The following is a 22485-nucleotide window of genomic DNA, read 5'->3' on the forward strand; positions in this document are numbered from 1 at the left end:
AGCGCCAGGCCTCAGGTCAGGTCAGGTCACGGCTTCTCCGGTGCCGACGCGTAGAACCGGAGCAGGTCGAGGAGGCGGGTGGCCGGGGGCGGTCCGGTGCCGTTCACCGGGGTTGGCCGCCGGATTCGCCGCCCCGGCACACCCTGAAAACCGATCGGTTTTCTTTTCGTCGGCATCGGGTTAACCTCGCACTATGACCACCGAAGTGAAGCCAAGCCCTAGAGAGCGGCTGCTGAAGGCGGCAGCCACGCTCACCTACCGAGACGGTGTCGGTATCGGCGTCGAGGCGCTGTGCAAGGCTGCGGCGGTGTCGAAGCGCTCCCTGTACCAGCTGTTCGAGAGCAAGGACGAACTGCTGGCAGCGAGCCTGGAGGAGCGCGCCTCTGCCTTCGTGGCGACCCTCCTGCCCGCGGCGGACGATGGCCGGTCACCCCGCGAGCGGATCCTGCACGTCTTCGAGCAGGTGGAGTCGCAGTCGGTTGCGCCCGAGTTCCGAGGCTGTCGGTACCTGGCTGTTCAGATCGAGCTCAAGGATCAGAACCACCCTGCGAGCCGGGTGGCCCACCAGGTCAAGGCAAACCTGACGGCCTTTTTCCGTTCCGAGGCCGAACAGGGTGGGGCGAGCGATCCCGACCTGCTGGCCCGGCAGCTCAGCCTGGTCTTCGACGGCGCCAGTGCCCGTGCGGGGATCGGAGCCGACAAGCTGACAGGGCTCATCGCGCCCACTGTGGCCACCCTGCTCGATGCGGCAGGCATGCGCTGACACATCCCTTTTCGAGCAGGCTCGGTGACCGATGCCCTCTCCGGGGTGATACCCGTCGCCGGCAGCCGGAGCAGCTCCCAACTCCCACGGCTTCACGCCCCTGCTTCCCGGCAATCGAGGGGCTCTTGAGCAGCGTCACCGGGCTCGTCCAGGATCTGGACGGCCCGGCGAGCGGCGGTTACGCGGAGCTGTCCGACGGGCAGCTTCCCGTGTTCGCCCGGCACGACCTGCCCGGGCTGGGCTGCGAGCGCTCCCGGCGGAGCCCGACTGGGCGCGGTCCTGCCGTGTCGCGGGCCCGGCACGACGGGTCGACCTGCCCACCTCCCAGCTCGGCGGCTGGCACGACACCTTCTGCCAGGGCACGCTCGACAACTTCACCGCCATGCGCCGGGCCGGCCGGTCCGCCATGGGCATGGCCCGTGGACCCACACCAACTGGCGCACGTGGTCGGTGACATCAACTGGTCCTTGCGCCGCCGGCAGTCGGCCAGCCCTTAAGCGACGATCCCGGGTGGGCCCGCAAGGCGCCGGCCGAGTACCCCGGCGGCGCCGAGCCGTACGACGCGGCACTCCTCAAACCCTCCGCTGCACTCTGCCCGACCTCCTCGCCCCGTCTGCGCTCGCCAGCCAGGTCGGGGTGGACCAGCCTGACCGCGGCCGCGTCGTCCGCGCCAGCCGCCAGGCACAGTTCGCACAACCATCCGCGTCGATCACCACCGGCGGCTCGCGACGTCACCCGCCGCTCGCCGGGCGAGCACCACCTGCACCGACGGATGCCCGGCCGGCTTCCCGGAAGCCTGAGATCCGCCGACTTCACCTCGACACCGCGGGTCGTAATCACCCGTCACTCACAGTGAGTCTCGGTTTCACACTCACATGATCGCTGTGCGTTTGGAAGCAAGAATCAACCGACTTGCACGAGGAAACCGATCGGTTTACGGTGGATGAAACCGATCGGTTTCCCATTTCCTGGAGGTAGTCGTGACAGCAATCAAGGGCGCCAGCGTCTTCGTCACCGGAGGCAGCCGGGGTATCGGCAAGGTGCTGGTCGAGGAGCTCTACGCGCGCGGTGCCGGCAAGGTCTACGCCACGGCCCGTGACCCGCGCTCGGTGACGCACCCCGGTGCCGTTCCGCTGGCCCTTGAGGTCACTGACCCGGCATCGGTGGCAGCCGCCGCCGAGCAGGCCCAGGACGTCACCATCCTGATCAACAATGCCGGCGCCTCCGTCGGCGCCTCGTACCTCGACTCCGCGATGGAGGACGTGCGCCGGGATCTGGAGACCAACTTCTACGGGCCGCTGCTGGTCACCCGGGCTTTCACGTCGATCATGGAGCGCAACGGCGGCGGTCACATCCTCAACGTCCACTCCGCCCTGTCCTGGCTGGCCGACGGCACGCCCTACAGCGCCTCCAAGGCCGCGCTGTGGTCGCAGACCAACTCCCTGCGCCTTCAGTTGCAGCAGCGCGGCATCGCGGTGACCGGGCTCCACGTGGCCTACGTGGACACCGACATGACGTCGGGTATCGACGCGCCCAAGGCCGACCCCCGCGACATCGCCGTGGCCGCGCTCGACGGCATCGAGGCGGGGGCGCACGAGGTGCTGGCCGACGACACCACCCGCTGGGTCAAGTCCCAGCTGTCCGCCGACCTGGAAGCCATGTACGCCCAGCTGAAGCAGTAGCACGCACTCACGCATGTCAAGGAGGTCCTCGTGGAAAGTTCGCTCACCCACCGCTTCGTCGAGGTGAACGGGGTCAGGCTGCACATCGCCGAGCAGGGCCGGGGGCCGCTGGTCCTGCTGCTGCACGGCTGGCCGGAGAGCTGGTACTCCTGGCGTCACCAGTTCGGGGCGCTGGCGGCGGCCGGATACCGGGTCGTCGCCCCCGACCAGCGCGGCTACGCCCGCAGCGAGCAGCCGCCGGACGTCACGTCCTACACCCTGCTCCACCTCGTCGGCGACGTGATCGGCCTGATCGAGGAGCTGGGCGAGGAGCGGGCGGTCGTCGTGGGTCACGACTGGGGTGCCCCCGTTGCCTGGACCGCGGCGATGCTGCGCCCGGACAAGGTCCGCGCGGTGGCCGGGCTCAGTATTCCGCCCATTCTGCCCGGCGGGATGGTCCCGCCCTCGATCACCCGCACCCAGTACGGCGAGGGCTTTTACCAGGTCTACTTCCAGGAGCCGGGAGTCGCTGACGCGGAGTTCGCCAAGGACATCCCGGACTCCTTGCGCCGCCTCCTGGTCGGTGCCTCGGGCGACAACCCGCTCGGCAGGGAGCCCCGCCCGTTGGTCATACCCGACGGTCTGGGCCTCCTGGACACCATGCCGGAGTCGCCCGCTCTCCCTGCCTGGCTGACGGAGGAGGACATTCAGGCCTACGCAGAGGACTTCGCCCTGCACGGCGAGCATGCGTTCACCGGAGCCTTCAACTGGTACCGGAACATCGAACGCAACAACGAACTGCTCGCGCCTTTCAGGGGGCTCGGGATCGACGTCCCCGCGCTGTACGTGGTGGGAGACCGCGACATGGTCACCTCATTGCGCGGTCCGGACGGGGGCAGCTCGCTGAGCGAAATTCTCCGTGGCCAGGGCGGATCGGGCAACCCGCTGAGCGCTGTCACGCAACTGCACGGCCCGGTGGTGCTGCCGGGATGCGGGCACTGGACGCAGCAGGAGCGTCCCGCCGAGGTCAACGCCGCACTCCTAGACTTCCTCGCCCGCATCGACGGCCCGGCGCCCCGATGACACTACGAAGAATCCGCCTGGCCGGCACCATCCGGACAGAGCAGAGCCCACGGCTCACGCGCAGTCAGCCATCGAGCTCAACGACTTCGCCTTCATTGACCGGTTCCGGCGGGAATGGTCACAGCTCAAGACGGTCGCCGACCACCTCCTGGGCTCGCTGAACAGCTGACTCACCCCAACCAGACAGAGGACACACTGATGCCAGAGCGCAACCCCATCCTGATCACCGGTGCCGCCGGCGAAATCGGTGGTGTGAGCCGAACGATGGTCGACATGCTGCTCGAACAAGGCCACCCGGTGCGCGCGTTCGTGCGCCAGGACGACGAACGCGCGCATTCGCTCCGCCAGGCCGGGGCCGAGGTCTTCGTCGGTGACCTGCTCAACATCGCCGACGTGACCGCCGCGCTGAAGGGCGTCCGCCGCATCTACTTCAGCATGAGCCTGTCGCCGTACTACACCGACGCCGTCAGCCTGATGGCCGCGGCGGCGCGGGCCCAGGGCGACATCGAGGTCTTCGTCAACATCTCCGAGTACGAGCAGTCCTTCATGACGTTCGAGAAGATGACCGCACCAGTCGAAGAACGGCGTGCGTGGCTCGGCGGACTCGTCACACAGTGGTCGCCGCAGCAACGGGCCCACTGGGTCGCCGAGCAGGTGCTGGACTGGTCCGGCCTCCCGACCGTCAACGTGCGGGCGGCCATGTTCGTCGAGAACCCCCTGATGACCTGGCTGGCGCTGGAGCCGCTGAGCAACGGTGAACTGCGCCTGCCCTTCGGACACCACCGGCTCGCGCCCATCGCGGGTTACGACGTGGCGGAGCTGTGCGTGAAGATCCTGGCCGACCCGGAGCCGCACATCTCGAAGTCCTACGACCTCACCGGCCCGGAGCTGAAGGACATGCACGGATTCGCGGAGGACTACGCGGCCGCGCTGGGACGCCAGGTCACTTACGTTCCCGAAGATGTCGAAACCTGGAACGAGACCTATGTGGACACCGCCCTGGCGGCGTATCCGCACATCGCGGAGCACCTGAAGACCCTGACCAGGCTGATGGGCGGCGGCGGATACCGCGGCGTCACCGACCAGCTGGAAACCCTGCTCGGGCGCCCGCCGAAGACCGTGCGGTGGGCGCTGGAGAACCATCCGCGCATCCGGAAGCTGGCGTCTGCCTGAGCCGCTGAGCGGTCCGGAGCAGAACGACGATGACGCCGCACCGGAGTCCTCAGGCTGGGGACTCCGGTGTGGCGCGGGCCCAGGTCGAGCGTGGCGTGGTCCGGCCGAAGTCCTGTCGGGTTTTCCGAAGGTCCCGGTACCGCCCGACCGAATGCCGTCAAAGGGCGGTGATCGCGTGCGCGAGGCAGCTGCCCTTCAGGTCTCTGGCACGGTGGTGGTGATCAGCATGGGGCGCCCTTCGCGCAGTCCCCCAGGGGCCTGTCCGGCGGATCTTGCCGGACAGGCCCCTGGTCCCGAGGAGGGCTCAGCGCTTGAGGGTGAAGGTGAAGTCGCCGGAGAGCTTGCCGCTCAGCCGGACTGCCGAAATGAGTTTCCCCTCCGTGATCAGTCTCTCGACCTCGGCCCGAGAAAGACCGCACCCTTCAGCGATCAGTCGCACCGGCCGGACAGGGATCCGCGCCGCAAAGCGGACCGAGACGTCGATCACCTCGCGGTCCAGGTGATCCGAGCCGCCGGTGTCGAGGCGCCAGGCGTTGTCCCAGTCGAGGGCGATGCGATTACGGCGCTGCACGACCGGATCCTGGAGCAGCTCAGCTGTCAGGCCAGGGTCGTTGTCATGCAGCCGGTCCAGCAGCTCAGGTCGTACGGAGCGCACATTCATCCGCTCCAGGACCGTGAGCTTTGCAGTTTCCCCGCAAGCGGTACAGAGCGCGAGGAGCCAGGCGTCGATGAGCTTGTGGTTTGCGTTGACGCGAAATTTGCCGCTTGCCCGGAAGCGCTCGGACGCGCACGCGTGGCAACGGCGGAGAACGAGCGGCAGGCAGGTGGGCACGACCACCCAGTTTTCGAGCACAGAAGTACACCGGTTTCAGTGAGAAGTCCGCAGCAAAAGGAGCGCGGCGCACACGCGCGACGCGCGACAAATCAGCGCTCGGGAGGTCTCACAGGGTGTACAACGGCCCGTCCTTGACTAGACGACTTGGTTCGGCAGCACGGTAGTGGCGCACAGCGGCGCTGCTCCACTGGTTTTCGAGCGCCTCACCGCCGGGTTCCATCCGGCGGATCATGGACGAAGCCAGAGCCAGATCGCGGCGACGGTGACGGTGCCGTGGAAGACGCAGGGCCCGCTTGATGCGATGTCAACTTGTTGTGTTCTGCCCTGCACTTGGCTGGCGTGATCGTCTGGTAGATCTCTCGTGCGACGTAGCGCGTGAGGCAGCGGATGGCTTCACCGCGGGTCTTGCCCTCGGCGATGCGACGCTCGACGTAGCCGCGGGTGCGGGTGTCCCACGCAGGCGGGCCAGCACGATGGCGTAGAGGGCGGAGTTGGCCTGGCGGTCGCCGCCTCGGTTCAGCCTGCGTCGCTGGGTCTTGCCAGAGGATGCCTCTACCGGACTGACGCCGCAGAGTGCGGCGAAGGATGCCTCGCTGCCCATCCGGGCCGGGTTGTCGCCGGCCGCTATCAGCGAGGCGGCCGGGTGTCCGGGCCGACGTCGTAGCGGTTCAGCAGCCGCGGTGCGCAGGCGGCGATTGCGGTGGTGATCCGCGCGGTGAGGTCGTTGATCTCCTCGGTGAGTAGCTGGATTCGTCTGGCCAGCAGCCGAAGTGTGTGACAGGCCGCCGCTGCCGGGACAGTGTCGTCGGCGATTTCCAGCTCGGAGCACTTCCGGATGCGTTTGGGATTGCTCAGGCCGGTCAGCGCCTCGCGCAGGGCGGGGTCGGAGGCGACCAGACGGCCTTGAGCTGGTTGATCGCCTGCGAACGGGACTTGACCGCGGAGGCCTTGGCCACTGTGAACATGCAGGGGCTTCGATGCGGGCTCCGCAGCCCGCGGGCTGCGGAGCCCGACGGGTTCGGGCTTCGATGCCTCAGTCGGCGGGCAGGTAGACCCGCTGCGGGATGGTGTCGTACAGGCTCTCGTCAAGGGCGTCGATCGAGCTGTCCGCGACGGCGTCCACGAGACCGCCGAGGCCGGTCTCGATCTGCTGGGTGAGCATGCCGTTGCGCTTCATGCCGTCGTACTGGGTCTGGGAAGAGGTCTCGAACAGGACGACGGCGGAGCCGCGCAGCTGGTAGGAACCCAGCGCGGTGCCCGGCAGGTTGGTGTCCTGCGGGTACAGGGTCAGGTCACCGAAGCCGGACTCACCCCGCTCCTGCAGGGCCTGGTGGACGGCCACGTTCGCCCGTTTTGATGCGTTCATGTCAAACTTGGGCCAGTTGCCGAACTCGGCGGGGTTGTCGATGAACTTCGCCGATATCGACAGGGGAGACATATTCTCCAGGTCGTCGGTGGCGTAGCAGGACCACTGGTTGTGGAGGTCCACGAAGTAGTCGACGGTGCCGAACTCCTCCTCGAGCGCCTTGTAGACGTCCCGGGAGGTCTGCGCCTCGGGGGTGATGTACCAGCCGGTGTCCGCGCTGGTGCCGGGGAAGTCCTCCGGGGCGGGGATGTAGTCCAGGTCGGGGTTGAAGTCGCGGTTGACGTCGAAGCCGCCGACGCGCGTGTTGTAGTTCCACGCCGGGGCCACGCCCTCGAGCTGCGGGAAGTCGGCGACGGCTTCGTCCCACGTCATCGCGTTCTGCCGCTGGTCGAGCTCGCCGCCGTCGACGTTCAGACGGGGGATGACGACCACGGTGACGTTCTGGCGCAGCTCGCGCGCGGCCGGGCTGTCTGAGCCCCACTGCTTGAGCAGTTCGAGGGCGGCCTCGGTGCCGTGCATCTCGTTGCCGTGGATCTGCGTCTGCACGAACACGACCTTGTCGCCCTCGCCGACGCGCGCGATATGGATCTCACGGCCCTGGTTGGAGTACCCGGCGACGTCGACGTCGACGGTGCCGCCAGTGCTGGTCTCCAACTGCTGTAGTGCAGTGGTCAGTTGGTCGTGGTTCACGAACCCGTTACTGCCGGAGCCCGAGGCTTCGGTGCCGCAGTGGGAGACGGGCGGGATCGCGGCCGCGCTGGTGGCGGTAGCGGTGACGGCGGCGGTAGCGAGTCCGGCTGTCAGAGCCGTACTCGCCAGCGTGGCGATCCATCTGCGTGCAGACAATTCACTACTCCTCAGGTGTCGCTCAGAACTTCCCAGGGGTGGTGCATGCGTCACCCTAGATGCCCGTGGGACACCTGTGAACAGCGCTGTTCCGAAACCGCATACCGCCCTCACCACGGAATCCGGCGCGCTCGCCGGTACGCACACGCGCAGTTCACGCGGTGGTAGCCGGGCGCCGGCCACCCCTCTCGCCCGGGTTCCCATGCCTTCCGGTCGGACATACGCGCATCCCTCACGCCCACAAGGACCGCCCCGACCATCATCTGCCGCGAAGCCCGGTCCCACCCCATGAGTAACACGCCTGTCACGCGGCGGCGTTGACGCGCTTTCATGATGATCATAGGCTCGCCCGCCATCGGCTCCAGCCCGCGCCCGTGGTCAAGCTGCTGCCCCTGCTACTCCAGCGCTCCGCGGGCGCGCGACCGCCCGTCGTCACCCTCGGCGGCGGCAGGCGCACAGCTGCTGCTCGACCGGCACCACCTGCACCACCCCGCACCGACCACTTCGGAGGAGCATGTGAGAGCACGCCGCTCGGCCACCCGGGCCGCCTTAGTCCTCGTCACCACCCTCGCGTTGACCGGCACGCTCGCCGGCCCCGTCGCCGCGGCGCCCGACGCGGGGTCCGAACCCGCCGCCGCGGCGCAGTCCCAGACGGGGGCGGTCGCCACCGCGACCGACCCCGTCACGCACGAGGAGAACGACCGCGTCCCCAAGGGCTCGGTCTGGACGCAGCACTACTTCCCGTCCTCGGACGACTCCGGCACCGAACTCCACGCCGACGTCCTGCTGCCCGAGGGACTGGGCGAGGGCGAGCGGGTACCCGTCATCCTGTCGGTCGGCCCCTACTTCGGACACGCGGGGCAGACCGGTCCCGAGGATTGGACGCACACCGGCCCCTCGTCCCGCTTCCAGGACTTCATCGAGGGCACCGATCTGTTCGACCAGGGCTACGCCTTCGTCATGGTGGACCTGCGCGGTTTCGGCGGCTCCACCGGCTGCCTCGACTGGGCAGGGCCCGGCGAGCAGGCCGACGTCAAGGCCGCGGTCGACTGGGCCGCGAGCCGTCCGTGGTCGACCGGCGCGGTGGGCATGTACGGCAAGTCGTACGACGCCGTCACTGGCCTCATCGGCAACAACCTGGACCAGGACGCGCTCAAGGCCGTCGTCGCCCAGGAGCCCGTCTGGGACATGTACCAGTACATCTACTCCAACGGCGTGCCCCGCCCGAATGTCACCGGCACGGCGAACGCGTACAACGGCATCGCCACGTTCGACCAGCTGCCGGACGACGACGCGCACTACCTGGCCAACGCCGCGTACGAGGACGCCCACCCGGAGTGCCTCACCGAGAACTCGGCCGGGTACCGGATAGCCGACCAGTGGGGCGAGCACTGGGCCTCCCGCGACCTGGCGAAGATGGCCGAGGGATCCGACACCCCGCTGTTCGTCACCCAGGGCTTCATCGAGAACAACACCAAGCCCGAGGAGATGCAGGAGTACCTCGACAACCACACGGGTCCCGAGCGCGGGTGGCTCGGCCAGTGGGACCACGTGCGCGGCGGCGACCGCGTCTCCGACGGGCGCCTGGCCATGGGCCGCGAGGGCTGGTACGAGGAGACCCTCTCCTTCTACGACCAGTACCTCAAGGGCATCGAGCCGACGGTCGACTACCCGGCCTACTCCATGGAGGACAACACCGGCGCCTGGCGTGCCCAGGACACCTGGCCGGTCGTGGAGCGTTCCGTCACCCTTCCCCTCGGCGGGGGCAGTTACGTGGACGACGGCGGCGCCTTGGCCCGCGCGGCCCTGACCGCCTCCGGCGAGCTCGCCCCGCAGGCTCCCGCGCAACCGTCCGGCGAGTGGGACATGGAGAACGCGCCCGCGACCGAGCAGCCCGCCCCGAAGGGCCTGGCCAAGGGCATTGCGAAGCAGCAGGCTTCCGGTGAGGTCACGTCGAGCTTCTTCCTCTGGTCGAAGCCGGTCGAGCAGGCTGTGCGCATCACCGGGACCCCGCAGGTCTCCCTGACCGCCCAGGGTCAGGGCAATGTCATGCTCAAGCTGTACGACGTCACCCCCGACGGCACCGCCGTCATGTTCGACGAGCAGGTCTCCCTGCTGGACTCGGGCCGGCTGACCGTCGACCTCAAGTCGACCGACTGGACCCTGGCGGCCGGACACGTCCTGGCCGTGGAGATCGGCTCCATCCAGACCGGCTCGTGGCGCGACACGCCGTCCGGCGAGACGATCGAGGTGAAGGGCGCGCAGCTCAAGCTGGCCCTGGACGACCCGGCCGACGACGTCCCCACCGCCGGTGCCCGTTCGCCGTTCCTGGACACCTACCTGCGCCAGTACACGGTGAACCTGCCGGCCGGGCCTGCGACGTTCACGGTGAGCCCCGGCTCCCACATCTGACCCCCGCGCGCCGGCACCGGCCACCGGGCTTTTCGGGCACACCCCCGGACGCCGGCCGGTGCCGGACCACCCACCGGCCGCGCGGACCAGGCCAAGCATCTGTCAGGTGCATGATCGTGACGGGGGGCACTTTTCCAGTCCTCTGAAGGAAGATCGGCCCGCGGCCGCCGCGGGCCGACATGACGAGACAAGGATTCGAAATGCGCAGCATCGCCAGATCCGCTTGTACCACCGCCCTCGCCGGGGCGCTTCTGCTGACCGGCACCGTGTTCACCGGTAACGCCGCGGCCGTCGGCGAAGGCCCCGACTATCAGGGCAACGAGACGATCAGGACGTCGATCCTGTCGACCTACGACGAGGTCGTGGACTTCCTGGAGACCCAGGACGCCCGGCAGGACGCCATGGAGCTCGAGGTCATCGGCCAGACCGTCAAGGGCCGCGACATCCACCTCGTCAAGTACGTGAGCGATCCCGGGAACCCGACGATCCTGTACCTGGCACAGCAGCACGGCAACGAGCAGCTGACCACCGAGGCGATGCTGCACACCATCAAGTCGCTCGGCTCGCCCTCCGAGGAGTCGCTCCTCGAGGACGTCAACGTCCTGTTCATCCCCATGTTCAACGCCGACGGCGCCATGGGCGACGTCAACTTCCCCCTCGACGACTACCTCGCCGCCGGGGAGCGTCACCTGACCCGCTACAACGCCAACGAGGTCGACCTCAACCGCGACCACGTCGCCAAGGCCGAGCCCGAGACGCGGGCGCTGCACGAGAACGTGCTGAGCGTATACGACATCGACTACGCGATCGACCTGCACCACCAGGGCACCCAGTCCCGCGTGAACGGGGACCTGGTGTCCGGCTCCATCCTGTACCCGACGACCCCGGACGTCTCGCCCGAACTCGTGGAAAAGTCCAAGCAGTTGGGCGCCGTCGTCTACCAGAACGTCGACCGTACCGGATGGGGCCACATCGGCCGGTACGACGGCGGTTCGGCCAACACGATCGGCCGCAACGGCATGGCCGCCGAGTACGGGATCGCCACTCTCCTCTTCGAGATGCGGGGCATGAGCGACCACGAGTACGCGCCCTATGTGCTCGGCCAGAAGTCCAACGGGTACCTGATCCACCAGTCCGTCGTCACCATGGAGGCCACGATCGCAGCCGTCGCCGACGGATCGATCAGCAAGGCCGACACCTCCTTCTGGGACACCCTGCCCCAGCAGTGCGACACCTGCTGATTCCGGCGTCTCACCGAGTCCCGGGTCGCCGTCCTGCACAGGACGCCGACCCGGGGTTTCTCACACGCCCCCGAAACGCACAGGCGGCCCTGGCAACAGCCGAGTTCACCGTGCCGATGCTGGCCGCCCGAACGGCACGCGGATCAGCTGAGTGAAAAGCCGCTGGGCCGCGTCCCCAAGGATCCGGGGCGGGTCGGCAGCCGGTCGACGGCCAGTCCGAAGAAGAAGCCTTCCCCAGCAGGAAATCCACGCGTCCGACTCCTCCTACTGGTCGAGTTCGTGGACGGCGTCAAACAGGTCGGCACACAGGTCGACGCGGCTGCGCAGCGTAACCCCGTCCGGGGACCACCTGATCAACGTGCCCACCCAGCTGGCCCGTTCGGCGCAGAGACTCACCCTCCACCTGCCCGAACGCTGGCCCTGGCAGGACGCCTTCGAGTCCCTGTTCGCCACTCTGCACGCGCCGCCACCTGCCGCCTGAGCCGTCATCCGACCCGCCCGCGCGGGCCCGAGACCTGTGGCCACGTGGAAAAACTGGGCAGACCAGCGGCCACCCCATGCCCGCAACCGGAACCATCGACCCGACTACCGAAAACGATCACTCACGAAACGAACCGGTGGATCCAGGTTCAGACTGCCCGTAATACTCACCCTGAAGATGGGATTGAGACACCACTCGATAGGGGCATGCCAACGCCACTCGACGCAGTCGTCTCGAGGCTTATACAGCACGGAATTTACGGTCCGGGCGGCAAAACTCCCAGACAGCAGCCTGGGTATACGCATAGCTCATGGCCAGCTGATGTGGGTACGATCCGCCCCCAGTACTACACCGTGCACCAAGGAGAGGTAACCGCCATGACCGAAGTCCAGTCAGAGACCACGGAGCTGAAATCGCACTACGCCGCTCAATTGGCAGCGGACCTCGAGCGGAACGCCAAGGAACAGGAACGTATCGGTGCCGAGGTAGTCGACCTCACGGAGCAGCTGCGCGCCCTGCAGCATGACCAGGCCCTGCTGGTGAGCATGCAGCAGGCCCTCGGCGGCGTGAGTCCCGCAGCGACCGGTCCCGATCAGGAATCGAGTGATACCGCGGTTGCGTCGGTGCCCCGGCAAGCCGTGGCCGAACCCAAGCCGGCCAAGCAGAATAAAGCCGCTGCAACAAAACCGAAGGCCAAGAAGACCGCCGCCAAGGCGGCGGACAGTAAGGCGGCCACAGCAGCCGCAGCGCCCACGCTCGTCGAGCTCATCCGCAACCACCTCGGCCAGCAGTCCGAACCCCGCTCCGCCGCGGACATCGCCACCGCACTCGCCGAGGCTCATCCCGACCGCACTATCAAGGCCACGGTCGTGCGGACCACCGTGGAAGGGCTGGTCGCCAAGGGCGTCGCCGAACGTGTCAAGCGGGGCGCATCCGTGTTCTACACAGCAGCTGCCAGCCAGGACGAGCTGCCGACTCAGCCCACCTCACATCAGGACGACACTGCGAATTGAACCATTCCCTGGAGCAGCACAAACCGTCAGCGATTTAAGGGTGATGTGCTGAGAAGAAATAGAGCCGCTCGTCGGCCAACTGGGCCGCGCAGTCCCATGAGTTGGGATTGCGCGCTTCAGATGGCGGGCTCCGCCAACGACAGCGCTCGGTAATATGCGAGTTTTGGATCTACCCTGGATCGGCTCAAGCCGAGCCATACGCCCCCCGCCGCCTTCAACCGCTGCATGGCCGTCAACCGGACAACGAAGCGCACCACGGCCGCCGCCGCGGCGTGTCTTAGGATGTCGGCCACCATCACCTGGAGCACGGCGTCCCGGACCTCTCCGAGGGGTTCGGCGTACTCGTAACGCTGCCCGGCGCGCCGGTTCCGCCACCCGCTCAGCACTCCAGCTGTAGATCGCTGCCCGCAGTTTCGGGTTGCCGCCCGTAGACCTGGTCCCCGGCGATCCCTCAGGCCATCGAACGCCTCCCTCCAACGGGCGGGATCCATGCTGTGGCCTGCGGCCACCGTCTCATCGTCAGTCCACACAGCTCATGATGATCAACGGTGGCCGCAGGCCTTCCGTACCGGCTCCCGCCAGCAAGATCACGCTCTAGGCGGGTTCCGTGAGCAACTTCGCCAGGCGGTCAGCGAATTCGGTGAGCCAGTCCAACCGTGATCCACTGCGGGCAATCCGGATGGCCATCTCGCACGAGGCGTGATGGCTCCGGCTCCGGTCCCGGAGGCCACAACCATCGCAGCCCGCCATGGACGGTTCCTGTGCATAGCTGTCAACCAACCAATGCTCCTCTGGCATGGGGCGACACCTGCAACGACACCTGCAACGACACCCCCGTCGCTTCCCCCGCGTCCCGACTCGGCGAAAGCGCGATTCCCCGGGCCGCACGCAACCGATGAAATCGGCGCACAGAGCAGGCAGCGATATCCACGAACCGTGGTTCCTCCGCGATCCAGGTGGCTCCCGGCACAGCGGCATCCGCCTTCATGGAGCAGCGGCCCAACAGTCCACATTCGACAAACAGGTGGTGAACGTGTGAGTCGGCAACGCAGACCTTCGATGCTTCGCGCCGCACATCGTCATGGTCTTCTTGTTCCGCTGGCAGTGGCCGCAGGGTTGGTCATGCCCCTGGTTGCGGCGCAGGAGACCACGGCCGCAGATATCGTCGTGCATCCGGACGACTTGGGGCCTGCCGGCCCCTGGTACCGGCTCCAGGACGATCCTTCCAACGCGGGCAAGGCATACGGAACGCAAGAGGTCGCCCCGTTCGCCGATGCCGAATGGCTCGACGGCAGTCTTCACCTGGGTCTTGAGGCGGGCGAGCAGTCGCAGGCCGCGCATCCCTTCTCGGCTCCGATCCCGTTGAGCACCCTGCTGTCCACGGGCATCTCCTATTCCGCGTACCAGAACTCGGCGGCTTCCACGGCGGGGAACACGGGGGCCAACCTGCAGTTCCCCATGATCTGCGGGGGAACCTTCACCACCATCTCTTTCGAGCCCGGCCGCAATGTCGACTCCGAGGGGAGGACCGGCGTCGTACCGGATACGTGGCAGCATTTCGTGGCCACAGCATCCAGCTCCTGGCGGACCTCACAAGCGGCGGCGGGGTCCCGGCCCAGGGCGACGCCACGTTGCAGACGTTCGCCGACGCATGCGCGGCTCCGAGGGACGGGGCTCTCGGTGTCATCGCCAAAATCGGTCAGTTGGGCTCCCCCACGGCAACCCTGGACACCTACGTGGATGGCATCACCGTCGCTGGGAACACCTACAACTTCGCCGTCACAGGGAAAGCGACAGCGAAACTGTCGGCTCCGGCGAACCTCGTCGCCGGCGGACCCGCGGGGCAGGGCACGGTCACCTTTACCAATCCGGCCGACGGTCCGGAGTACCCCGATATCGGCACCGAGCTGACGCTGACAGGCCCCTCCGGACTGCGTCCCGAGGACGTTACCGTGATGGTGGCCGGTCGACGCGTGCCGCTCACACTCAAGGCCGACGGCACGCTGGTGGGGGCCCTCCCGAAGGGGACCACTCTGGCGCCGGCCGACTCGTCCACGACTCAGTTCTCGATCGCCATGGCAGCAGGTGCGCCTCCGGGCCGGCTGACGCTCAACGCCGAACTCACCGCGGCCGCGTCCGGCGGTTCCCGCAAGCCGGTCGGCGTCGTGGCCCTCGGCGCCTTGGAGATCAAGGCTCAGCCGTCACCGAGCCCGTCTCCGACCGAGCCGTCCCCTTCCCCGTCCACCGAGCCGACGCCGACTCCCTCCCGCACGGCCCCGCCGCCTGCGCCGACGGGACCAGAGCTTGCCGACACTGGAGTGGCGGATCACCGCCTCGCGCTGGGTGTGACCGCGCTTCTCGGCATGGCAGGGGGCTTTGGATCGCTGCTGTGGGCAAGGCGGAGGCGCGTGTGAACGGATGATCTGGCTACCGCGTCAGTGGGCCAAGGTCGACACGACACCGCGCGGCTGGTTCCTGTGCTCCGACGACGACCTGGCCGCTACTGCCCACCAACTGCACCCAGTGGCGCAACGCGGTACGGCACTCCCACAGAGTCTGCGGGTCGCCCGACGGCTCAGTGCACTGCGCGCGTTGTTCCCGTGCGCGCTGTACCGCCGCCGAGTGGATCGCGGCATCCTGCGCCCGGGCTCGCGAGTTCTTCGCCCGCAGCTCATCGACGACCTCGTCGGCGAACGCCTTTTCCCTCTGCCGCAGCAGGGCACGGGTCTGCCGGTCGTAGGCCGCCTGGATCGAAGGGGCCGCAGGATGTCCGCGCCGGGCGGCCTGGTGCGCGGCAAGTGCCCGGCAGTAGCCGGCCGAGGCGGTCTCGGGCGTCTTCACCCGCGTCTCGCCCTCCCGGCCGCCTGCACCGGGCCCGCCGGCGGGCCGCGCCGCCCGGCGCCGCCGGCGAGGTGCCAGGCCATGCAGGTCGTTCAGCCGCCGCCAGAGCCCGAGCCATAGAGCGCCGCGATGTCTTTGGACGTCGCCCACCGGCTGTAGGTGGGCGACTGAGGCCAGCCCTCGGGCGAGTCCTGCCACTCCTCCTGCCGTCCGTACGGCAGGACATCGATCAGCGCGAAGGTGTGACTGAGCTGCTCGGTACCCCGACCGTTGGTGTGCCAGGTGCGATAGACAGTGTCGCCGTCGCGCAGGAACACATTGACCGCGAATCCTCCGCCGGGCGGTGCGCCGACATCGGCCCCGAATGAGCTGTTGGCAGTCGAGTACCACGTCATCCGGTTGCCGACCCGCTGCTTGTAGGCGAGGACCTCTTTGATCGGGCCCTGGGTGATGATGACGAATCGCGCATCGTAGTTGTCCAAGAACTCCAGGCGGGTGTAGTGCGAGGTGAACCCCGTGCAGCCCGGGCACTGCCATTCCTTGCCCTCGAACCACATGTGGTTGTAGACGATCAGTTGCCTCTTGCCTTCGAAGACGTCCGCCAGCCGAACGGGGCCGTCCTCGCCCTCGAGGGTGTAGTCGGGCATCTCGACCATCGGCAGGCGACGACGCTCGGCGGCGATGGCGTCAAGCTCCCGCGTCGCGGCCTTCTCCCGGGCTCGCAGCGCCTGGAGTTGGCGCTCCCACGTTGCGGCGTCGACGACGGGTGGTAGTGCGTGGGTGGTCATGGTCCCCTCACAGAACTCGTGCGCAGCTTTCGCTTGTGCAGAGGCAGACCCCACCGGGCCCCGGAACTCATCGGTCGCCACAGGGGAATGCGGCTGACGTGGTGGACCCGCCGACGCACTCTCGCCGAGATCAGCACTGGGGTTGTAGCGTCAGCCAGCCGGCACCGCCTCCAGGCCACGCAGCCTCGCCGTACCAGTGGCGGCCTCAGCCGCACCACGTTGATGCCGGATCATCGCCCTCAACGTGAGAGGGTGGCGGCAGCTCCTGCCCGGGTGTTCGTTGAAGTGGTTGCACGGGAGGCGGGTGCCCGGCTGGAGGCATAGGTGAAGAGCCCTGACATGTCCCGCGGTGCTCGTCTGGCCTCCCACGGTGCCGTTTCCACATCGCTGGCGCTATGCAGTGATCGCAGACTGCACGAGCTCGTGGACGCCGCCACACCGATCGGTTCCGGCATCGGCGGGAAGACAGTACTGCTGGAGGTCGACGGAACCTCGGTCTTCGTCAAGCAGGTACGCCTGACCGATCTGGAGCGACGGCCGCAGAACGTTCACTCCACGGCGAATCTGTTCGGACTGCCCGTCTTCTGCCAGTACGGTATCGGCAGTATCGGCGGCCCGGGGTTCGGAGCCTGGCGGGAGCTGGCCGTGCACACCATGACGACGAACTGGGTGATCGCGGGAGGCTACGAGGGTTTCCCCCTGATGTACCACTGGCGGGTGCTACAAGACCCTGGCCAGCCACTTCCCGAGGAACTGGCCGATGTGGAACGAGCTTTCGCCTACTGGGGAGGCGGATCGGGGATACGCCGCCGGATCGAGGCTCTCCAGCAGTCCTCGGCGAGCCTCATGCTGTTCCTGGAGTACATCCCGCAGAACCTGCACGACTGGTTGGCCGTCCAGATCGGGGCCGGTGACGAGGTGGCCGAGCGGGCCTGCGCCATGGTGGACAACGAATTGAAAGCCGGCATCTCGTTCATGAACGCCCGCGGGCTGCTGCACTTCGACGCCCACTTCGAGAACATCCTGACCGACGGCCGGCGGCTCTTCTTCGCCGACTACGGCCTCGCGATTTCCTCGCGCTTCGAGCTCACACAGGACGAGGCCGACTTCTTCGACGAGCACCGCACCTACGACCGGTGCTACACCGTCACGCATCTGGTGAACTGGCTGGCCGTCGCTCTGTACGGGTACGAACCGGAAGAACGCAAGGCGTTTGTGCGCGCATGCGCCCAGGGGGTGTCCCCGGAGGAGATTCCAGCGGCGGTCGCGGCAGTCCTGATCCGTTACGCGCCGGTCGCCGCAGTGATGGGGGACTTCTATCGCCAATTCCAGCAGGAGAGCCGGGCAACCCCCTACCCGCTGGAGGCGATCCGCCGGATCGGACAGCAGGACAGCCCGCCTGATGCGGCGACGGGGTCATCGGGAGGCAAGCCGCGCGACTCGTGCACAGGCTCGCGTCTCACTCGAACGTGCGAGTGAGGAAGTTCGAAAGCTGGTGGAGCTGCTGGACGGGGTCTTCGACGAGGGTCAGGGCGCGGCTGGGGGGTGTTCTCGGGGTGCACTAGCCGGGGCCGCGGCCCGCACTTCTATCTCCAACCTGTGTTGTTCCTAGAATGGCCGGGTGGAGGACATCGACGCGATCGCGGCGTTGCAGGATCCGGTGCGGCGCCGCCTGTACGAGTACGTGGCGGCGCAGGGCCGCGAGGTCGGCCGTAACGAGGCCGCCGAGGCGGCCGGGGTGGCGCGCACGCTCGCTGCGCACCATCTGGACAGGCTGGCCGAGGCCGGGCTGCTGGAGAGCGGCAGCCGCCGCCTGACGGGCCGCTCGGGGCCGGGGGCGGGCCGCCCCGCCAAGGTGTACACGCGGGCGCGGGCCGAGCGGGCGGTGTCGTTGCCCGCCCGCGACTACCGCACCGCCGCCGAGCTGCTCGCCGAGGCCGCCGAGCAGGCCGGGCTGGACGCCGGGCTCCGCGCAGCCGCGCTCCGCCGGGGCGAGGCCCTGCGCGGCTCGGCGGCGCCCTGCGGCGGCCTCGAAGAGGCCATGGAGATGCTCGCCGCCCGCGGCTACGAACCGCACCTGGAAGGCGCCGAGGGGACGACCGGGGCAGCCGCGCGCGTGGTCCGTATGCGCAACTGCCCCTTCCATGCCGTCGCCGAACGCTTTCCGCCGCTCGTCTGCGGCATGAATCTCGCGCTGCTGGAGGGGCTGCTCGGCACGGACGGTCCCGTCCGCGCCCGCATGGACGCCCGGCCTGGGGAGTGCTGCGTGGTGGTCGAGACTTCTAAAAACCATCTTGATTGACATAGAAAAGCGGGCCGTGCTGGGATGTGGCCATGACCGCATCCGCGCATGCCGCCCACCTCGCCCAGCTCAACGTCGCCACGCTCCGCCACCCCCTCGACGACCCGCGCATGGCGCCGTTCGTCGAGATGCTCGACCCGGTCAACGCTGACGCCGACGGCGCGCCCGGCTTCGTGTGGCGGCTCGTGGAGGAAGGGGCGGCCGACGCCACCGGCCTGCGCCCGGCCGGCGAGGACGTCATCGTCAACCTGACGGTGTGGGAGACCCAGGAGACCCTGTGGGACTTCGCCTACCGCAGCCGACACCTGGAGGTGATGCGGCGGCGCCGCGAATGGTTCGAGCGGCACGCCGAGGCGCACCTGGTGCTCTGGTGGGTCCCCGCCGGTCACCTCCCGACCGTCGGCGAGGCCCTGGAGCGGCTGGCGGACCTGCGGGCGCACGGGCCGTCCCCGCGCGCGTTCACCTTCACCTCCTCCTACACCGCCGCCGAGGCCGCCGAGCACCTTCAGGCCGTGCCGCCGGCGCAGCCTGAGCCGACCGCCCGCAGCACGCGGCCGACGCCGGCTGGGGACGCGGCGGCGATGTAGGGGATGGGATGCTCAGCCCGGCAGGGCGGCGCGGCGGCAGCGCTCCTTTGCGTGACTGCCCGGCCCCGGCGGCTCCGGGGCACTCCGAGCCCCGGGCCGCTGCCCGGCCCAGCACGGCTGGTGAGCGGAGGGCACAATCATTCCACGCCCCCCGGAAGGCTCACCTCCTCCGCGGGCGGCCCGGATAGGACCCTGCAGGTCGGAGCTGAGCACCGTTCTTCAGCAGTGCGAGACGGACGGGTGGCGAGGCTGGCTCTCTCTCCGTTCGCGATGGCCTGCAGCGATAGGCCGCCCCGTTCATACCAAGTGCGCCACTGCCCCACGCGGGTGGCGATGTGCTGAGTGCGACGGAATCGTGGCGGGCTCCAGTCGACGGGCTGCTGGGCGTTCATGCGGACCTAGCCGAGCATGCGCCAGTTCTCGAGGTCTGCGAAGCCGTGCTCGACGGCATCCCGTTCGCAATGGACCAGCCGGATGGCTTCCTTCTGGGTGACGGTCAGCGGCTTGCTGCGGGCCACCCGGCGACCGGTGATGATCACGGGTCGTTGTCGGGTTCGTCGTCCAACTTCAACCAGCCGCGCCAACTGCCGAACCCGCAGCCCGGGGAACACCTCGACCCACACCGGGTCAGCCCGTAAGGCCCCAGCCATACAAGGAAAGTGCCCAAGCCACAGCTTCTGGAACAGGCTTTAGTCGGCCAGCATCTTGAACGTCCGTTGGTGCCAGACGAGCGGATTGCGGTCGTCGTCGGTCATCATGGCGAGCACACGCAGCACGATGATGTCGTGATCGCCGGCTGGATAGGTGTGCTCGATCGTGCACTCGAGCCAGACCGGCGCGCCCTCCAGGAAGATCGCGCCGGATGCCCCTTCCACCGTCCCGATGCCGGTGAACCGGCCTTCCTTGCTGGGGGACGCGAGTTGTCTGGCCTTGTCGCTGTGTTCCTCGCCCAGGACGGACACTCCGATCGTCTGAGCGCGGGACAGGACCGGCCAGGTCGTCGACGTGTGCTGCACGGCGAAAGAGACCAGGGGCGGGTCGGCGGAGATCCCGACGGCGAACGACGAGGCGATCAGGACGGTCGGGTCGCCGTGGACGCGTGCCGAGAGGGCGGCGACTCCTGACGGGAATGCGGCGAACGCCCTCTTCAGCTCGCCGAGGTCCGAGGTGAGGGCTTCCATGGTCGTCATCGTGTGGTCCTCGTCTTCGCGGTGTCGAGCACGGTCTGACCCCACCGCCCGACCCAGCGGGCGAGTGAGTCATCCGTCGTGTAGGTGGAGTCGAGGTGGTAGAGACCCTGCGCGGGGCAGGTCGCGCCCAGTTCGACGAGTACTGGTTTGAGGGTGAGTTCGGGTGCGAGCGCGTGCGCGGGTCCTGCGCCGAGCATGAGGGGCAGCGCCACTTGGTCGGCAAGGCCGGTCGCCGTGGGGAACTGGTCGAGGAAGATTTTGAGCAGGCCGGTGTAGGTGCCCTTGTAGGTGGGGGATGCGGCGATCACGATGTCGGCGGACCGCACCCGCTCGACAGCCGCGGTGACGTCCGGGTCGCCCCAGCCGAGCAGGCCGGCGCCGAGCGGGGCTACTTCGATGACCTCGCAGTCCAGATCGAGGGCTGCGGCGAGGCGTTCGGCGGCATCGCGGGTGCGCGAGCCGGCCTTGGGGTTTCCGATGACGGCGACAGCCTTCATCAGGCGACTCCTGTGGGTAGCTGGGGCGGGGCGGCGGATGCCGCGGGAGATCCGGCCCCGGGACGGTCGACTCGGAGGGACACGGAGGCGAGGAGACAGAGCAGTCCGACGGCGGCGAGTCCGCCGAGGGTGGCCGCGTAGCCGAATCCGGCCAGGAGAACGGCACAGACCGCGCTGCCCAGCACCGCGCCGAGTTGCTTTATGGCGTTGAAGGTTCCCGACGCTGCCCCGGCCTCGTCCGGAGCGATGGCGGTCATCGCCGCGATCGACAGGGGTGACCAGACGAACGAGCTGGCCACTCCGTACATCGCGAAGGCGGCGGTCAGGGCGGGGATCGGCGCGCCCGTCGCGACGAGCACAGCTGACGCTCCGATGGACAGGACGAGCGCGGACGAGCCGATGGCGGCGACGGCACGGGAGCCGATTGTGTTGTTGAGCCGGGCCGAGACCGGAGCGCCGAGCAGGCACACCACGCCCATGGGTACGAGGGTGAGCGCCGCCGCGCCGGGAGCGAGCCCGCGCTCCTGCTGGAGGTAGAGCATCAAAGGGATCGTGGCCGAGCCTGAACAGAAGGCCGCGGCGGCGGCACCCCAGGCCGCAGTGACGAACCCGCGGCTGTGCAGCAACGCGATCGGCACGAGCGCGCGCTGCCCGTCGCGACGCTGCAGCCAGACGACGGCTGCCACAACCAGCGCGCCGGCGACAGTGAGCAGCCAGCGTGGTACGCCCAACGCGGTGGCGCTCGCGGCATCCGTGCCCTGGATGCCGAGGACCAGTGCGCCGACGCCGGTCGCGTTCGCGCAGATCGCCCACACCGGGATGCCCGCCTTCTGACGGGGGATGCCGGGTACGAACGCGGCCACGGCGACCATCGCCGCGACGCCGACCGGGACGTTGACCCAGAACACCGCGGGCCAGCCGCCGACGGCGACGAGCAAGCCGCCGACCAGCGGCCCGGCGGCCACCGCGGCTCCGCCGACCGCGCCCCAGGTGCCGAGCGCGACGGCGAGACGCGGCGGCTGGAACAGCGCTTTGATGATGGTGAGGCACTGCGGCGTCATCAGCGCGGCACCGATGCCCTGGGCCACCCGCCATCCGATGAGTGCCGTGATGGTGGGGGCCAGCGCGCACAGCAGCGACCCGAGGGTGAAGGCCGCGAGTCCGATCAGGTGGACACGCCGGTGGCCGTAGCGGTCGCCCAGCCGTCCCGCGACGATCAGGGGCACGGCGTAGGCGATGAGGTAGCCGCTGTTGACCCAGATCGCGAGGGTCTCGCTGGTGTGCAGGCCGGTGATCAGCGCGGGCAGCGCGACGGAGGTGACGGTGCTGTCCAGCAGCAGCATGAAGAACCCCGCGCACAGGCTGCCGAGGGCGAGCCAGTGGCGTCGCTCGCTCCCTGCGGTCAT

Annotated in this window: 21 protein-coding genes; 12 read left to right on the forward strand and 9 right to left on the reverse strand. The window is 68.5% G+C overall.

The genetic code is table 11. The annotated features are described in order from the left end of the window. The first annotated feature begins 193 nt into the window (after positions 1-193). The 4 genes from ACSMXV_RS01175 to ACSMXV_RS01190 all read left to right on the forward strand — a co-directional run bounded on the left by ACSMXV_RS01175 (position 194) and on the right by ACSMXV_RS01190 (position 4680). Positions 194-763, forward strand: a complete 570-nt coding sequence (locus ACSMXV_RS01175; RefSeq protein WP_473175821.1) for a TetR/AcrR family transcriptional regulator — start codon at positions 194-196, stop codon at positions 761-763. Positions 764-1743: 980 nt separating this feature from the next. After that, entirely contained in the window at positions 1744-2445 is a 702-nt protein-coding gene (locus tag ACSMXV_RS01180; protein ID WP_473175822.1) for an SDR family oxidoreductase, read from the forward strand. Between the two features lie 30 nt (positions 2446-2475). Further along, a complete protein-coding gene (locus tag ACSMXV_RS01185) occupies positions 2476-3507 on the forward strand; it encodes an alpha/beta fold hydrolase (protein WP_473175823.1) in 1032 nt (343 codons plus the stop codon). A gap of 198 nt (positions 3508-3705) precedes the next feature. Next, positions 3706-4680, forward strand: a complete 975-nt coding sequence (locus tag ACSMXV_RS01190) for an NmrA family NAD(P)-binding protein (RefSeq protein ID WP_473175824.1) — start codon at positions 3706-3708, stop codon at positions 4678-4680. 304 nt (positions 4681-4984) lie between these two features. Here the strand turns inward: ACSMXV_RS01190 and ACSMXV_RS01195 are convergent, their stop codons facing one another. The 3 genes from ACSMXV_RS01195 to ACSMXV_RS01205 form a co-directional block, all read right to left on the reverse strand. After that, entirely contained in the window at positions 4985-5533 is a 549-nt protein-coding gene (locus tag ACSMXV_RS01195; RefSeq protein WP_473175825.1) for a DUF1062 domain-containing protein, read from the reverse strand. Between the two features lie 286 nt (positions 5534-5819). Further along, the gene (locus ACSMXV_RS01200) at positions 5820-6116 is read right to left on the reverse strand and encodes a transposase (protein ID WP_473175826.1); all 297 of its coding nucleotides are present in this window, start codon (positions 6114-6116) and stop codon (positions 5820-5822) included. Between the two features lie 432 nt (positions 6117-6548). After that, entirely contained in the window at positions 6549-7727 is a 1179-nt protein-coding gene (locus ACSMXV_RS01205; protein WP_473175827.1) for a M14 family zinc carboxypeptidase, read from the reverse strand. Positions 7728-8243: 516 nt separating this feature from the next. Here ACSMXV_RS01205 and ACSMXV_RS01210 point away from each other — a divergent pair. From ACSMXV_RS01210 to ACSMXV_RS01230, 5 genes are all read left to right on the forward strand, one after another. After that, entirely contained in the window at positions 8244-10139 is a 1896-nt protein-coding gene (locus ACSMXV_RS01210; protein ID WP_473175828.1) for a CocE/NonD family hydrolase, read from the forward strand. A gap of 200 nt (positions 10140-10339) precedes the next feature. Further along, the gene (locus tag ACSMXV_RS01215; protein ID WP_473175829.1) at positions 10340-11380 is read left to right on the forward strand and encodes a M14 family zinc carboxypeptidase; all 1041 of its coding nucleotides are present in this window, start codon (positions 10340-10342) and stop codon (positions 11378-11380) included. 358 nt (positions 11381-11738) lie between these two features. Next, a complete protein-coding gene (locus tag ACSMXV_RS01220; protein ID WP_473175830.1) occupies positions 11739-11861 on the forward strand; it encodes a hypothetical protein in 123 nt (40 codons plus the stop codon). A gap of 377 nt (positions 11862-12238) precedes the next feature. Continuing rightward, positions 12239-12874, forward strand: coding sequence for a BlaI/MecI/CopY family transcriptional regulator (locus ACSMXV_RS01225; protein ID WP_473175831.1), 636 nt, complete (start codon positions 12239-12241; stop codon positions 12872-12874). 1547 nt (positions 12875-14421) lie between these two features. Further along, a complete protein-coding gene (locus ACSMXV_RS01230) occupies positions 14422-15288 on the forward strand; it encodes a hypothetical protein (protein WP_473175832.1) in 867 nt (288 codons plus the stop codon). A 13-nt stretch (positions 15289-15301) separates the two neighbouring features. Here ACSMXV_RS01230 and ACSMXV_RS01235 read toward each other — a convergent pair whose 3' ends face one another. After that, positions 15302-15715, reverse strand: coding sequence for a hypothetical protein (locus ACSMXV_RS01235; protein ID WP_473175833.1), 414 nt, complete (start codon positions 15713-15715; stop codon positions 15302-15304). Positions 15716-15807: 92 nt separating this feature from the next. Next, positions 15808-16503, reverse strand: coding sequence for a DUF899 domain-containing protein (locus ACSMXV_RS01240; protein ID WP_473175834.1), 696 nt, complete (start codon positions 16501-16503; stop codon positions 15808-15810). Between the two features lie 339 nt (positions 16504-16842). Between ACSMXV_RS01240 and ACSMXV_RS01245 the strand changes: the two genes are divergently transcribed. From ACSMXV_RS01245 to ACSMXV_RS01255, 3 genes are all read left to right on the forward strand, one after another. Beyond that, positions 16843-17982 (forward strand): protein kinase family protein, encoded by a 1140-nt coding sequence (locus tag ACSMXV_RS01245; protein WP_473175835.1) that lies wholly within the window; start codon positions 16843-16845, stop codon positions 17980-17982. A 142-nt stretch (positions 17983-18124) separates the two neighbouring features. Beyond that, complete coding sequence (locus ACSMXV_RS01250) at positions 18125-18805, forward strand: helix-turn-helix transcriptional regulator (protein WP_473175836.1); 681 nt, start codon at positions 18125-18127, stop codon at positions 18803-18805. Between the two features lie 32 nt (positions 18806-18837). Next, the gene (locus tag ACSMXV_RS01255) at positions 18838-19392 is read left to right on the forward strand and encodes a DUF3291 domain-containing protein (protein WP_473175837.1); all 555 of its coding nucleotides are present in this window, start codon (positions 18838-18840) and stop codon (positions 19390-19392) included. A gap of 398 nt (positions 19393-19790) precedes the next feature. Here the strand turns inward: ACSMXV_RS01255 and ACSMXV_RS01260 are convergent, their stop codons facing one another. The 4 genes from ACSMXV_RS01260 to ACSMXV_RS01275 form a co-directional block, all read right to left on the reverse strand. Further along, the gene (locus ACSMXV_RS01260) at positions 19791-19931 is read right to left on the reverse strand and encodes a hypothetical protein (RefSeq protein ID WP_473175838.1); all 141 of its coding nucleotides are present in this window, start codon (positions 19929-19931) and stop codon (positions 19791-19793) included. A gap of 150 nt (positions 19932-20081) precedes the next feature. After that, entirely contained in the window at positions 20082-20582 is a 501-nt protein-coding gene (locus ACSMXV_RS01265) for a flavin reductase family protein (protein ID WP_473175839.1), read from the reverse strand. Then, positions 20579-21079: an NADPH-dependent FMN reductase gene (locus ACSMXV_RS01270; RefSeq protein WP_473175840.1), complete on the reverse strand. Its 501-nt coding sequence runs from the start codon at positions 21077-21079 to the stop codon at positions 20579-20581. The genes ACSMXV_RS01265 and ACSMXV_RS01270 overlap by 4 nt, the downstream gene beginning before the upstream one ends. Continuing rightward, positions 21079-22485, reverse strand: a complete 1407-nt coding sequence (locus ACSMXV_RS01275; protein WP_473175841.1) for an MFS transporter — start codon at positions 22483-22485, stop codon at positions 21079-21081. The genes ACSMXV_RS01270 and ACSMXV_RS01275 overlap by 1 nt, the downstream gene beginning before the upstream one ends.

The organism is Streptomyces sp. DSM 42067 (genome assembly GCF_055792885.1).

What these genes read in the sequence shown, in the direction of transcription:
- ACSMXV_RS01190 (WP_473175824.1), top strand. Translation starts at nt 3,706, where the DNA reads ATGCCAGAGCGCAACCCCATCCTGATCACCGGTGCCGCCGGCGAAATC.
- ACSMXV_RS01255 (WP_473175837.1), top strand. Translation starts at nt 18,838, where the DNA reads ATGACCGCATCCGCGCATGCCGCCCACCTCGCCCAGCTCAACGTCGCC.
- ACSMXV_RS01200 (WP_473175826.1), bottom strand. Translation starts at nt 6,116, where the DNA reads ATGGGCAGCGAGGCATCCTTCGCCGCACTCTGCGGCGTCAGTCCGGTA.
- ACSMXV_RS01175 (WP_473175821.1), top strand. Translation starts at nt 194, where the DNA reads ATGACCACCGAAGTGAAGCCAAGCCCTAGAGAGCGGCTGCTGAAGGCG.
- ACSMXV_RS01265 (WP_473175839.1), bottom strand. Translation starts at nt 20,582, where the DNA reads ATGACGACCATGGAAGCCCTCACCTCGGACCTCGGCGAGCTGAAGAGG.
- ACSMXV_RS01245 (WP_473175835.1), top strand. Translation starts at nt 16,843, where the DNA reads ATGTCCCGCGGTGCTCGTCTGGCCTCCCACGGTGCCGTTTCCACATCG.
- ACSMXV_RS01270 (WP_473175840.1), bottom strand. Translation starts at nt 21,079, where the DNA reads ATGAAGGCTGTCGCCGTCATCGGAAACCCCAAGGCCGGCTCGCGCACC.
- ACSMXV_RS01275 (WP_473175841.1), bottom strand. Translation starts at nt 22,485, where the DNA reads ATGACCGCAGGGAGCGAGCGACGCCACTGGCTCGCCCTCGGCAGCCTG.
- ACSMXV_RS01215 (WP_473175829.1), top strand. Translation starts at nt 10,340, where the DNA reads ATGCGCAGCATCGCCAGATCCGCTTGTACCACCGCCCTCGCCGGGGCG.
- ACSMXV_RS01240 (WP_473175834.1), bottom strand. Translation starts at nt 16,503, where the DNA reads ATGACCACCCACGCACTACCACCCGTCGTCGACGCCGCAACGTGGGAG.
- ACSMXV_RS01225 (WP_473175831.1), top strand. Translation starts at nt 12,239, where the DNA reads ATGACCGAAGTCCAGTCAGAGACCACGGAGCTGAAATCGCACTACGCC.